We start from the raw sequence: 12,415 nt of genomic DNA, 5'->3' as shown, positions 1-12,415 counted from the left end.
TGAATGAACATTCATTCCGCACGTGATACTTTTAGATGAGGTGATAGATCCATGACAGTGAAGAAATCGATTCCACAGCCGAAAACATACGGCCCTTTAGGAAGTCTCCCTCTTATTGATAAAGAAAAACCTGTGCAATCATATATGAAACTCGCAAAAGAACTTGGACCGATCTTTCAATTTCAGTTCCCTGCACGAACGACGACGTTTGTTTCAGGAGCATCCCTTGTAGCTGAGATCAGTGATGAATCTCGTTTTGATAAAAAGGTTGGACCTGTTCTTCAAAAGGTTCGCGCCTTTGGTGGAGATGGTTTGTTTACAAGTGAAACAGAAGAGCCGAACTGGAAGAAAGCTCATAACATCCTGCTGCCAAGCTTTAGTCAGCAAGCGATGAAGGGCTATCATTCAAAAATGGTCGATCTTGCGACGCAGCTTGTACAAAAATGGTCACGACTAAATCCAGAGGAAGAAGTCGATGTAGCCGAAGATATGACGCGCTTAACGCTCGATACGATCGGTCTTTGTGGGTTCAATTTCCGTTTTAATAGTTTCTATCGAGAAAACAACCATCCGTTCATCGATTCGATGGTTCGTGCGATGGATGAAGCGATGTCCCAATCGCAGCGTCTCGGCGTTCAGGATAAGCTGATGGTGTTATCCAAGAAGCAATTCCGTGAAGATATCGAGTATATGTTTTCCCTTGTCGATGACTTAATTGCGGATCGTAAGGTGAATGGTGACGGAGACGAGGGTGATCTTCTTGCTCTTATGCTAAAAGGGAAAGATCCTGAAACCGGTGAGCCGCTCGATGATGAAAATATTCGCTTTCAAATCATCACGTTCCTTATCGCAGGTCATGAAACAACGAGTGGATTGCTATCGTTTGCGATTTATTATTTATTGAATAACCCTGAGAAACTTGCGAAGGCTCAAGAGGAAATGGACCAGGTTGTTGGTGACGATATTCCTGATTATAAGCAGGTAAAGCAGCTTAAATATATACGGATGATTTTAAATGAAACGCTTCGTTTATGGCCGACGGCACCAGCCTTTTCCCTTTATGCGAAAGAAGATACGACGCTTGGTGGGGACTATGATGTAGCGAAAGGGGATGTGTTTACACTCCTTCTCCCAGAACTCCATCGTGATACCTCGATTTGGGGTGAAGACGTCGAATCATTTATTCCTGAACGGTTTGAGAACCCTGCTTCCATTCCACAGCATGCCTATAAACCATTTGGAAATGGGCAGCGTGCATGTATCGGGCAGCAGTTCTCAATTCACGAAGCGACGCTCGTACTCGGTATGGTCGTGCAACATTTCGATTTTATCGATCATGACAATTACGAGCTCGATGTGAAAGAAACATTAACGCTAAAACCAGATGGATTCAAAATGAAAGTGAAGCAGCGAAAGGAGTCCATTTCGTTTGCAGTTCAGTCTGAACCTGCTGAAAAAGAACAGAAAGCAGCACCCGTAGCTGTAGAGAATGCACACGGAACACCTCTTCTCGTCCTTTACGGCTCAAACCTTGGTACTGCGGAAGGAATCGCCCGTGATCTTGCTGAAACAGGTCGTCAGCAAGGCTTCAGCACGAACGTTGCTCCGCTGAACGAGTATGTGAATGACCTTCCTCAAAAAGGAGCTGTACTGATCGTATCGGCTTCATATAATGGGAATGCTCCTGACAATGCGGACAAGTTCGTGCAATGGCTTGAGGAGATGGAAGAAGGAGAAGTGAATGGCGTACAGTATGCAGTCTTTGGCTGTGGTGATCGTAACTGGGCGAACACGTATCAACGCATTCCTTCTCTTATTGATGAGCAATTGGCTCAAAAAGGCGCTACGCGAATTGCAGAAACTGGATTCGGGGATGCAAGTGACGATTTTGAAGGCGATTTTGAGAAATGGGAAGAAACGTTATGGGAGCCTTTAGCAGACGCAATGAATATCGAATTGAGTGAAACTAACTCAGAGAACAGCGCGATTTCCATGAGCTTCGTTAGCGGTGTGAGTGATACACCGCTCGCGAGAACACATCACGCTGTTACTGCGATTATTAATCGAAATGTTGAGCTACAGCATACAGAAAGCGGAAGAAGCACGCGTCACATTGAACTGATGCTACCTGATGGCGTTTCCTACAAGGAAGGCGATCACGTGGGGATTCTACCGCAAAATAGCGATGAAATGGTGAACAGGGTACTCGAGCGTTTTTCACTTAGAGGACATGATCATGTGTTGTTGACTGGCGATTCAGGGAAAGCGGCACATCTTCCAACAGACAAACCAGTGAAGCTACAGGAATTGCTTTCTTCTTATGTGGAACTTCAAGATCCGGCAACGCGCTCTCAAATTCGTACACTAGCTGCACATACTATCTGCCCACCGCATGTGACTGAGCTTGAACAGTTGCTCGAAGACAGCACGTATAAAAGCGAGGTGCTTGAGAAGCGTGTTACGATGCTTGATCTTGTTGAACACTATCTGGCGTGTGAAATACCGTTCGAGAGATTCATCGCGCTACTTCCACCGTTGAAAGCTCGTTACTACTCGATTTCAAGTTCTCCACTCTATAAAGAACGAGAAGCGAGTTTGACCGTAAGCGTCGTGCGCGATGCAGCGTGGAACGGAAACGGCGAATACAAAGGTGTCGCATCAAACTATCTCGCAACGCGTGAGTTTGGTGACAAGGTGGCGTGCTTCATCAATACACCACAGTCAAACTTCCAAGTACCAGAAGACATGGAAACACCGATGGTATTCATCGGGCCAGGTACAGGAGTTGCACCATTCAGAGGATTCATCCAGCATCGCCGTGAAATGAAAAAACGAGGTGTGAACCTCGGAGAAGCGCACCTTTACTTCGGCTGCCGTAACCCGGAGCATGACTTCTTGTACCAAGAAGAGCTCGAAGAAGCAGAAAATGAAGGGCTAGTAACGCTTCACACCGCATTCTCCCGCTGCCCAGGGCAACCGAAAACGTATGTCCAACATCGTCTCTCTGAAAATACAGTAAACATTTTACCGCTATTAACGGAAGGCGGACGGTTATACATTTGTGGTGACGGAAGTAAAATGGCACCAGAAGTCGAGCAAACGCTCATCGAAAGCTATGCATCGTTTTATAACAAGACGGAGCAGGAAGCGATTAAGTGGTTAGAAACACTTGAGAAAGATGGACGATATGCGAAGGACGTTTGGGCTGGCGCATGATCGTGTAGGAATCACGACATAAATAATAAGAATATAACGAAATTAGCGCTTCTTATGACAAGAGGCGCTAATTTTTTTGAAAGGGGGGTCAGGCACGTGCCTGACCCCCTGAATGGTAAAATTATGGTAATATTAGTTAAGGCTTGATGTTAGAGCGTGGCTTATTAAAGAAAGGTCAGAAGAAGAGGTTGCGGAAAGAAGCGCTGTCTATTCACTAAGGACGAGCGAACTTGATGGGCTCAAGATCTTTAATGGATTTTGAATGGAGGATTTGACGTGTATCGCAAATTGTTATTCGTTTCTTATTTGTTATTTTTACTTCCTGCTTTATTCATTCTTAATTTCTTCTTGGATTTGGTTACGCTCGATAAGATTCAAGGATTACCTGTATTCTTCCCATTACTATTTAGCACATTGGGGGTTCTTTTTGCGTCTAAGGCTTTGGAGTATAAAAAGAGTGTATTACCAATAGGTGCAATAGTAGTAAACGGCATATTATTCATGCTTCCATTTATATTTTTGTTCTTTGGCACGGTGATCTTTGGTGTTTGAATTAGGCTGTCTTTAGTGATTCTTTTAACAGTGCTCATAGGAGATCAAACGTATGAAGTGCTTGCTGAACATAAGGTAAGCTACGAAGGTTAGAGCATTTTGTTCGTAAAAGAGTAATGATTGTCATGAGGGGGAGTTAAAGTGAATGGTTGTCCGAAATGTCATTTCATCTTATCAAGATGGTATTTATTTAAAAGAACACTCATCAAAAAGGAATATCCAATTACGTGTCCCAAATGCTCTCAACCTCTTTATTTCACTGCAAAATCCTTAAGAATGACATTTGCACTAATCCCCATACTCCCTATCTTACTTATTGTTGTTACTATGCTTGATGTATCCGAGATCATCTCTGGACTAATTATTTTTATGCTACTTCTTACCCTGTTAACGGCATACCCATTTATTTTGGAACTAACGGTTAAAGAGGAAGAGTTGTTTTAGATTTTTAAAGAAGAATAAAAGGATCAGAGCATTTCCCATCGCGGACTGCTCTTTTTTTGAATTATAAAATAGGAGTGGTTTTATACATTCTGCATCATTACCAAACTACCAGAGTGTGGATACTCTCAGGCATTTCCTCCTTCTACTGTGAGGCTAAAAACAAACGAGATAAAAAAAAGATTGACCTTACCAAAGTATCGGTGTACTATGTAACTAATACACCAACACAATAAGGGGAGTTGCAAAATGAAGAATTGGAGTGGGCTGCTACGAAAGGAATTTCGAGTAACAAGAACGCTTTTACTAGGCGCTATGGCGTTTGATCTACTGGTTATGGTCGGTTTCTTTCTCGCATCAGCAAGATGGGAGTTTCCTTACTTGACCACCATTATTGGAGGCGTACTTGCATTTATGCATGTGTTCTTTCTCCCTCTTTACCTTCTGATCAGTTTGAACAGTGAAGGAAGCAAATTACATCTCTGGCTTCACAATCCGCAATCAGGAACGCGTCTTCTTGGTGCGAAAATAATGAACGGATTACTAGCGCTATCGGTTTCACTTGGGGTTGTGAGTGTACTAACACTCGTAGCATATTACACAGAGCCGAGTGACCTTCAGCTTCCGATCGACAATGTGTGGCTGTTAGGGTTTTATATTCTAGCTGTTATTCTGGCGGCTAATATCTCGATGGGCGTATGGCTTACATTTTATTGGACGTTTTATCAAGTACTGAAAACCTATATTAGAAGATGGGCATTGCTTCTTGTCCTTATGCTGATCGGATTAATCAGCTGGTTTGGTGGATGGTTTAGTGGAACGCGCCTTGGAGAGGTCGTGATGGAGTGGGGGTACGTGCAGTTTCCGACCGCGTTTAGTATGGAATTTAGCCAGCAGGAGTTTGACTTCTCCACGTCTACAGTCCCATTTCCGATTGGAAGCGTGATTTTTGATGCTATCATCCTAGTCGTAATTTTCTTCATAACATGTTGGTTACTCGATCGAAAAGTGGAGGTGTAAGGGATGGGAGAAGAATTCAATCCCTCAAAGCCGATTTACTTGCAGCTAGTGGATCGTATTAGCTGGGAAATCATCAAAGGCGAAAGGAAAACGGGTGAAAAGCTTCCTTCTGTAAGGGAAATGGCGATTCAATCGGGTGTGAATCCCAATACAGTGTCACGCACTTACAATGAACTGGAGAGGATGGAGATCGTGGAGACGAAACGAGGGCAAGGGACGTTTGTAACGGAGGAAAAGGAAAGGCTTACCGAACTTCGAGAAGAGTTGAAGCTCAACCACATCCAGAATTTCATTGAAGAAATGAAGCAAATGGGATTTTCATCAGAAGATATGATCGACGGTATTCGAACGTACGTCACGAATGAAAAGGAGAATAACGCATGATTACATTTCAGAACGTGTCCAAAAAGTATTTAACAAAACATGCTCTTTCAGATGTCAACGTGACGATACCAGAAGGGAAAATCATCGGTCTCGTCGGATCGAATGGCAGCGGGAAATCGACGTTAATGAAGATGATCGCGGGACTTGTTGCACCTTCTGAAGGAAGTGTAACGATCGATCAGGAGCGGGTCACAAGGCGAACAGCAAACAAAGTCGCATACCTTTCGGAGCTCGATACGTATTATTCCTTCTATACTGTGAAGGAAACGGTCACTTTTTTTGCTAGTCAATTCTCTGATTTTGATAAAGAAAAGGCGTACGAGATTCTTGAATTTATGGATGTTGATAAGGATCAAAAGGTGAAGCATCTATCAAAAGGAAATCGCGGAAGGGTGAAAATTGCCCTCACTCTTGCACGAGATGTGCCGATTATTCTAATGGATGAGCCGCTGTCAGGGCTTGATCCGATGGTAAGAGATTCGATCGTGAAGGGATTGCTTTCTTTTGTGGATCTGGAAAAGCAAACGGTCATCATTACTACGCATGAAGTAACAGAGATCGAGCCGTTACTCGAGACGGTGATCGCGATTCGAAATGGGAAGGTGCTTGCACTCGAGGACGTTGAAACCATACGCGAGCGCGATCGCATGAGAATCGTAGATTGGATGAAGAAAATGTATCAAGAGGAGGCGTGATGATGGCTGTAGAACCTATCGTTCAAATACGAGACTTAACAAAGGTAATCGGAAAGAAAACGATCATCGATCAGCTTTCGTTTGATGTTTACCCAGGAGAGGTGTTTGGTTTTCTAGGACCGAACGGGGCAGGTAAGACAACGACGATTCGCATGATGGTCGGGTTGATGAAAATGACGGAAGGTGAAATTCTCATCGATGGCAGCAGCATCAAAACGGACTATGAGGATGCCATCGTCAAAGTGGGAGCGATCGTTGAAAATCCTGAGATGTACAAATTTCTGACGGGTTATCAAAACCTTGTGCATTATGCACGGATGATGAAAGGGATTTCGAAGGAACGAATCAATGAAGTTGTGAAGCTTGTTGGATTAGAAGGGCGTATTAAGGAGAAAGTGAAAGGTTATTCTCTTGGGATGAGACAGCGTCTTGGTCTTGCACAGGCACTTCTTCATCGTCCAAAGCTCCTCATTCTTGATGAGCCAACGAATGGGCTTGACCCAGCTGGCATTCGTGAGATTAGACAATATCTCAGAACACTTGCAAGAGAGGAGAACGTAGCTGTCGTTGTTTCGAGCCATCTATTATCTGAAATCGAGCTCATGTGTGATCGGATCGGCATTATTCAGGCTGGAAAAATGGTCGATGTGCAGCGCGTCAACGATTTTATTCAAAAAGACCAAACGGTGATGGTGTCGTTTGAAGTCGATCCTGTGAACCACGCCGTCCACGCCATTAAAGCACTTTTTCCTGATATGGAGATCGAACATCGCGATCGCGTGGTAATGGTGAAAACCGAACATGAACGAATTCCAGACGTCACAGCAGCTTTAGTCGAAAAGGGAATTCGAATCTACGGGATTCAATCGTCTGTGAAGACATTAGAGGATGTTTTCCTTGAAGTGACTGGGGGTGAGCAAGTTGTCTAGTATGGTCAGGTTGATTCAAAACGAAAACATGAAGATTTATAGAAGAGTTGGAACATGGGTGATGCTTGGGCTTATTATGGTTGCCGTTCTAGTGGCAGCGATTTTTACCAACCTTGACGGAAATGAAGAGAAAACAGACTGGCGAACAGATACGGAAGCTGCGATTCAGCATTCCGAAGAAACATTAAAGAATTCGAAAGGTATGCCGAAATCCATTAAGAACATGGAGGAGCGTAGCATTGCGATTAACGAATATCGCCTCACGAATGATATTCCACCATTAGAAAGTGATTCGCTTTGGAGTTTCATGGATGATTCAACTGGCATAGTGAGCTTGATTTCTATCTTTACGATCATTATTGGTGCAGGAATTATCGCGAGTGAATATTCGTGGGGAACGATTAAGCTGTTATTGATCAGACCTGCTACACGTACGAAAATACTTGCTTCTAAATTTATTGCAACGCTGTTGTTCGCACTATTGTCTCTCGTAACCTTGTACATTTCCTCATTTATCATAGGAGGGATCTTCCTCGGTTTTGGTGCAGTGGACCAACCGTACTTAACGTACTCAGGTGGAGAAGTCTCCGAAACTAGCATGGCGGTTCATTATATTATCGAGTACGCGCTAGCAAGTGTGAACTTACTTATGATGGTGACGTTCGCCTTCATGCTATCGAGCATCTTCCGAAGTTCATCTCTTGCGATCGGGTTAGCGATCTTCTTAATGTTCACAGGAAGTCAACTCACTTTTCTTCTTGGTCAGTATGACTGGGTGAAGTATATTTTGTTCGCAAATACCGATTTAAGTGTCTATTTTGATGGATCACCTATCACGGAAAGTATGACACTTGGATTCTCCGTAGTGACACTACTTGTCTATTTAATCATATTCTTGTTGTTATCGTGGTTGCTGTTTACGAAGCGGGATGTAGCAGCTTAGGGGGTCAGGTACGTGCCTGACCCCTACCAGAAACAATAACCAAAATAATCACCTTTTTAGAGTCTGATTTAACATAAATCAGGCTCTTTATTTTTCATACGATAAGTGGACTCTTGCACGTTACCTTATGTTCAGAAAGGTAGTGATAGATCATAATAAACACAGCTCAAAATCTCTGTATGCTGCTAAATCAGCAGAATAACAACCTTCTTTCAATAGATAATCGAGGGCTAGAAAGGAAGGGAATTAGTTAATAACTCATGTGAAGTGATGTAGGAATTATATGGTAAAATAAGTGTTGGGAATATGCTGCTATTCAAGGAATGGACGGTTTATTGATCTTTAATGAGATGAAGAGCATTAGGACAAGCATTGAGGAAGATGATGAAGGGGGTTTTACGTGAATATTTCACGTTCTATTTTATCAACAAAAACATTGTTCAATAGCAAAATTCGCATTGCCTTTATCTGTTATTGTATAGCAATATTCTTTCTCTTTTCTTTTTTAATAGGGAGTTACACGAACTATAGTTTGTTGTTACTCGCTATGTTTATCGTGATGTTCTACGATTTAGTAAGAGAAGCAAAACATCCAGGCTTGGTCTTTCTATTATCTTTTATAAAATTACTACTAATTAATGTTGTAGGTTATATAATGTTAGACCATAAATCAAGTGGATTTCTTCCCTTAAGTTTTAGCTCGTACGATTCAAATGTCTTTTATCCTTCTATTATTCTATATTTAATGGGTCTCCCTTTACTTGTATCCTACGCTGTTAAAAAAAATCTTGTTATTTAGATAGAGGGAAGCTTTTCTGTATTGGGATAAGATCCTAATTTTATGAAATAAAGATTGAGTTAGTTGTTTCTAGTTGAACTTAGTTGGTATTAGGTTGGTGAAAAGTTTTAAGAGTAAAAGATGTAAAGAAAAAGGAGGAGAGAATATGACGATCTGTCAAAGCTGTAGTCATAAATGGAGTTGGAGAGAAACCTTCGTAAGGATGTTCACAATAAGACAACAGTTAAAATGTCCTAACTGTGACAGTATTCAATATTTATCGAAACAATCAAAGAATCAATTAGCGTTCTTAACGGTTATCCCTTGCATATGGTTTCCACTAGTAATGTTCAGCGTACCGTTTAATTTGGTGATCATCACCGAACTTATAATTGGTGTCATTTCCCTAGGTCTTGCTCCTTATTTCTATAGATTAAGTAATCAAGAGGAGCCAATGTGGTAGGAACTCTTATAATAGTTGGTATTAGATTGTTGGTTAGAATTGTGCGATTGCAAAAAGATGAGTTTTCCTAATTACATACATACATACATACATACATACAGGATTATAGATGGTTCTTTAAGGGAGTAACGAGTGTTAAAAAGCAAGACGTTCTTAATTATGGCAGCGTTAGCCATTACTTTGATAGGTTGTTTTCAGGTTGAAGAAGCAACATGTATTGATGGAGAAATAACTAAAATCAACAACGAAAGTGTGGAAATAAAAATCGAAGTCGAATCTTGGTCAACAGTTAGCAATGCCCAATCCTCAACAGATTCCTATGTATTTGAAAAGATGCCAGATTCACAAACTATACGAATTTCCAATTCAGAAAAATATGATGAAGGACAAAAAAGGAGAGGTGAAAGTTATCAAAAATTATGAAGAAGATGTCTCGGATTTGGATAAATTAAATTTTGAAATAGAATCGGTGAATTTCTTTGGTGATTAGAGACATGAAGGATACAGACATTGAAAGAGTAAAAGAAATAGCTAACCTCACCTGGAAAAATACATATCAATCTTTTATTCCATTAGATATACAAGAGAAAACATTAAAGGAAGCACATTCAGAGGAAACTATGATGAATAGATTTGAGAAGTCAATGATGCTAGTTGCTGAAGAGGATGAAAAGATAACAGGATATGCTTTCTTTTCTAATGGAGCAACTAACAAAGAAATTTTTCTCGAATCCATATACGTTCACCCCAGTTATCAAGAGAAAGGTATAGGAAAAGATCTTTACCTTTCAGGAATAGAAAGGTATGAAAATCCAACCTCAATTTCTCTTACAGTTTATAAAGGGAATAAGAATATAACCTTTTATGATAAAGAAGGTTTCAACGTTATCAACGAATCAAAAGGTGATTTCTGTGGTCATCCTGTCACCTTTATTAAAATGACTAAAAAGTTATAAAGAGATATTCCATAAGAGGGAGCGTTGATCTAAAAAGGATTACGCTCCTTTTTGTTTAATATCATACTAGGGCATTAAACTTTAAAAAGATTTTATGTCCATTTAAGCGGAATATATTTCATTACCTTTAAGGATGGGGAGAAAAAAGGTGCAAACATGCAAAAGCTGTGGTGGAGGTTCACTTGTAAAGGTACCAGAGTTTGAAAAAGAACTAACTGTCTGTACAGATTGCGGGGAAGTCGTTTCAATGCGGTTCGTTAACCCAAGTATCTTAAAGAAATATACCAATCCAGATTATCAAAAATAATCATATGGTAAAGTAGCCGAATTTATTATAAGGGAGGTTGTTTTATTGAAAAAAGTAGCATACGACGACTATTACCAAAAGCTTAATTATTTTGGAAATCCATATCCAGGCCTCATAGATTTTTTCACAAATTATAAACCTAAAGGTATTGTTCTGGATTTAGGCTGTGGACAGTTAAGAATTCGAGCAACTACATAATGGATTTAAATTAAAAAGGCGTGGTTTATTTGTTCAAGATACTAGTTGGTTTTATTTTAGCTAGTTTGGTTGGAATATTTTTATTTGAAATATCTCAACTTTTAGCAGCGATAGTAATAAGCGGTATAATGGGCTTGATTATTTACAACGTTACTGAAAGTAATAGGCCATTTCCTTGGAACATCATTGGGGTTACTATTTACACTGTTGGTATCTTTACTATCGCTATGTTTCAATCAGAAACAACTTTTATTATTATTTTTGCTATTATAGCAGTATTCGCTGTAATTGCTCCGTCTAATGAACAATAGGATATTATCTAACTAATTAGTGAAAAGAAAGCTGTCATTAAAAAAGTTAAAATAACAGGCTAAAGCATACAGTGTCTTTTTGAGAAATTCTAGTTTATTTAAGAGTAACGATTATTTGTCGTTTAACGAAGGTCGTTTTTAGCTAATATTGGTGACCGATTTGGATTTTAATTACACCTTCTCTCAACCTTATTTGCGAATAGATTTAGATGATCTTCATTTAAAACGGAGCTTTTGCTCAATAAATTAATTACATCTTTTACATAAGTATCTCTAAATTAGCTTTTTTCACTCAGGTCGTTTATTTCTCTTTCAATTAGAAACACAGAAATCTCAAAGGCTTCTATCCGCCTTTTGGCTAAGGTGATTTGTGATTTATATCTGCTAGGATTTTCTTTAGTTTCAAGAGTTTTCACAGTCTCTCTAAGTTTGCTAAGTGTTGAGGTAATTTGACGCTTTGCTTCAACTAAGTCAGATCCTTTAAAATCCATTTTAATTCCCCCTTTTATTGCTTTAGTTAAATTCTTGCCATTGGGATAAGTTAGTATATAAAGTTTAAAGAAGCCTGTCAAAACTTTGACTTCGAGTTTTCAAAAACCTCGCAGCGCTTCCTAGATAAACCCTAAGTGATCTATATAGGTTTTGGGCATGTGAATGGCAGACTCGTAGTCAAGATAATTTGGTAAGTAAGCAACATTTTGTAATGGTTTCATTGTTTTATATGGAGGTGTGCATTAATGGTGAGGCAAGTATTAGGAATAGCTCTGGTCATACTAGGAGCGATTGTAATGATCATTAACATTTCGTTTCTTAAGACAAATGCCTATTATGATGGTATACGTGGACTATCATTTGCCGTGTTTATGATAGGGATCTTTCTGATTCCTAGATACTCAAAGTCAAAAAAACAGATCACTTAAAACGGATTCAGTGAATGACGAAGATGCTTAATTATACTAAATAATCCTATATCAGTAATGTTTTTTAAAGGAGCTTATCTGTAATTTAGGATAAGCTCCTTTTTAAAGAAATTGATTGAGTTACTCCTTGTAATTTGAAATAATTGGTTTTGGATTTATGTGCCATTATTTTGAAGGTGGGATTGATGGTCCTATCATAAGGAGGTGCAGGAGGGTTTTATGAGTTTCTGGACTTGGGTAGCAATTACTCTTGTATTAGTGAGTGGCATAGTCGCCGCTAATTCTAGAAAGGGAAAGACTGA

The 12,415-nt window shown here is 40.0% G+C and carries 16 protein-coding genes; 15 read left to right on the top strand and 1 reads right to left on the bottom strand.

Going from position 1 to position 12,415, the window contains the following annotated elements:
* The first annotated feature begins 51 nt into the window (after positions 1-51).
* From SJY16_RS15210 to SJY16_RS15145, 14 genes are all read left to right on the top strand, one after another.
* On the top strand, positions 52-3,216 hold the full coding sequence (locus tag SJY16_RS15210) for a bifunctional cytochrome P450/NADPH--P450 reductase (RefSeq protein WP_377890463.1): 3,165 nt from the start codon (positions 52-54) through the stop codon (positions 3,214-3,216).
* Between the two features lie 276 nt (positions 3,217-3,492).
* Positions 3,493-3,768 (top strand): hypothetical protein, encoded by a 276-nt coding sequence (locus tag SJY16_RS15205; RefSeq protein ID WP_377890462.1) that lies wholly within the window; start codon positions 3,493-3,495, stop codon positions 3,766-3,768.
* A 141-nt stretch (positions 3,769-3,909) separates the two neighbouring features.
* On the top strand, positions 3,910-4,212 hold the full coding sequence (locus tag SJY16_RS15200) for a TIGR04104 family putative zinc finger protein (protein WP_377890461.1): 303 nt from the start codon (positions 3,910-3,912) through the stop codon (positions 4,210-4,212).
* A 246-nt stretch (positions 4,213-4,458) separates the two neighbouring features.
* On the top strand, positions 4,459-5,229 hold the full coding sequence (locus SJY16_RS15195; protein WP_377890459.1) for a hypothetical protein: 771 nt from the start codon (positions 4,459-4,461) through the stop codon (positions 5,227-5,229).
* 3 nt (positions 5,230-5,232) lie between these two features.
* The gene (locus SJY16_RS15190; protein WP_377890458.1) at positions 5,233-5,613 is read left to right on the top strand and encodes a GntR family transcriptional regulator; all 381 of its coding nucleotides are present in this window, start codon (positions 5,233-5,235) and stop codon (positions 5,611-5,613) included.
* Positions 5,610-6,308 carry an ABC transporter ATP-binding protein gene (locus SJY16_RS15185; RefSeq protein WP_377890456.1) on the top strand — a complete coding sequence of 233 codons (699 nt, stop codon included), beginning with the start codon at positions 5,610-5,612 and terminating at the stop codon, positions 6,306-6,308. The genes SJY16_RS15190 and SJY16_RS15185 overlap by 4 nt, the downstream gene beginning before the upstream one ends.
* Entirely contained in the window at positions 6,308-7,237 is a 930-nt protein-coding gene (locus tag SJY16_RS15180) for an ABC transporter ATP-binding protein (RefSeq protein ID WP_377890454.1), read from the top strand. Before SJY16_RS15185 ends, SJY16_RS15180 begins: the two co-directional genes overlap by 1 nt.
* Before the next feature lies 1 nt (position 7,238).
* Positions 7,239-8,180, top strand: coding sequence for an ABC transporter permease (locus SJY16_RS15175; protein WP_377892280.1), 942 nt, complete (start codon positions 7,239-7,241; stop codon positions 8,178-8,180).
* 944 nt (positions 8,181-9,124) lie between these two features.
* On the top strand, positions 9,125-9,421 hold the full coding sequence (locus SJY16_RS15170; RefSeq protein WP_377890452.1) for a TIGR04104 family putative zinc finger protein: 297 nt from the start codon (positions 9,125-9,127) through the stop codon (positions 9,419-9,421).
* A gap of 132 nt (positions 9,422-9,553) precedes the next feature.
* Positions 9,554-9,844, top strand: coding sequence for a hypothetical protein (locus SJY16_RS15165; RefSeq protein WP_377890450.1), 291 nt, complete (start codon positions 9,554-9,556; stop codon positions 9,842-9,844).
* Between the two features lie 71 nt (positions 9,845-9,915).
* Positions 9,916-10,377 (top strand): GNAT family N-acetyltransferase, encoded by a 462-nt coding sequence (locus SJY16_RS15160; RefSeq protein WP_377890448.1) that lies wholly within the window; start codon positions 9,916-9,918, stop codon positions 10,375-10,377.
* A 148-nt stretch (positions 10,378-10,525) separates the two neighbouring features.
* Positions 10,526-10,684: a hypothetical protein gene (locus tag SJY16_RS15155; protein ID WP_377890447.1), complete on the top strand. Its 159-nt coding sequence runs from the start codon at positions 10,526-10,528 to the stop codon at positions 10,682-10,684.
* Between the two features lie 45 nt (positions 10,685-10,729).
* Positions 10,730-10,882, top strand: coding sequence for a hypothetical protein (locus SJY16_RS15150; protein ID WP_377890445.1), 153 nt, complete (start codon positions 10,730-10,732; stop codon positions 10,880-10,882).
* 29 nt (positions 10,883-10,911) lie between these two features.
* Positions 10,912-11,193: a hypothetical protein gene (locus tag SJY16_RS15145; RefSeq protein ID WP_377890443.1), complete on the top strand. Its 282-nt coding sequence runs from the start codon at positions 10,912-10,914 to the stop codon at positions 11,191-11,193.
* A 278-nt stretch (positions 11,194-11,471) separates the two neighbouring features.
* Here SJY16_RS15145 and SJY16_RS15140 read toward each other — a convergent pair whose 3' ends face one another.
* Positions 11,472-11,684 (bottom strand): hypothetical protein, encoded by a 213-nt coding sequence (locus SJY16_RS15140; protein WP_377890442.1) that lies wholly within the window; start codon positions 11,682-11,684, stop codon positions 11,472-11,474.
* 246 nt (positions 11,685-11,930) lie between these two features.
* Between SJY16_RS15140 and SJY16_RS15135 the strand changes: the two genes are divergently transcribed.
* A complete protein-coding gene (locus tag SJY16_RS15135) occupies positions 11,931-12,113 on the top strand; it encodes a hypothetical protein (RefSeq protein WP_377890441.1) in 183 nt (60 codons plus the stop codon).
* The last annotated feature ends 302 nt before the right edge of the window (positions 12,114-12,415 follow it).

The sequence above is a fragment of the Alkalihalobacillus sp. R86527 genome (genome assembly GCF_042466185.1).
In the GTDB taxonomy this organism is placed as follows: domain Bacteria; phylum Bacillota; class Bacilli; order Bacillales; family Guptibacillaceae; genus Guptibacillus.
Note: the sequence above shows the minus strand (reverse complement) of the source record. Positions and strands in the feature narration are given on the sequence as shown.

What these genes read in the sequence shown, in the direction of transcription:
- SJY16_RS15210 (WP_377890463.1), top strand. Translation starts at nt 52, where the DNA reads ATGACAGTGAAGAAATCGATTCCACAGCCGAAAACATACGGCCCTTTA.
- SJY16_RS15195 (WP_377890459.1), top strand. Translation starts at nt 4,459, where the DNA reads ATGAAGAATTGGAGTGGGCTGCTACGAAAGGAATTTCGAGTAACAAGA.
- SJY16_RS15190 (WP_377890458.1), top strand. Translation starts at nt 5,233, where the DNA reads ATGGGAGAAGAATTCAATCCCTCAAAGCCGATTTACTTGCAGCTAGTG.
- SJY16_RS15185 (WP_377890456.1), top strand. Translation starts at nt 5,610, where the DNA reads ATGATTACATTTCAGAACGTGTCCAAAAAGTATTTAACAAAACATGCT.
- SJY16_RS15180 (WP_377890454.1), top strand. Translation starts at nt 6,308, where the DNA reads ATGATGGCTGTAGAACCTATCGTTCAAATACGAGACTTAACAAAGGTA.
- SJY16_RS15175 (WP_377892280.1), top strand. Translation starts at nt 7,239, where the DNA reads ATGGTCAGGTTGATTCAAAACGAAAACATGAAGATTTATAGAAGAGTT.
- SJY16_RS15170 (WP_377890452.1), top strand. Translation starts at nt 9,125, where the DNA reads ATGACGATCTGTCAAAGCTGTAGTCATAAATGGAGTTGGAGAGAAACC.
- SJY16_RS15160 (WP_377890448.1), top strand. Translation starts at nt 9,916, where the DNA reads ATGAAGGATACAGACATTGAAAGAGTAAAAGAAATAGCTAACCTCACC.
- SJY16_RS15140 (WP_377890442.1), bottom strand. Translation starts at nt 11,684, where the DNA reads ATGGATTTTAAAGGATCTGACTTAGTTGAAGCAAAGCGTCAAATTACC.
- SJY16_RS15135 (WP_377890441.1), top strand. Translation starts at nt 11,931, where the DNA reads ATGGTGAGGCAAGTATTAGGAATAGCTCTGGTCATACTAGGAGCGATT.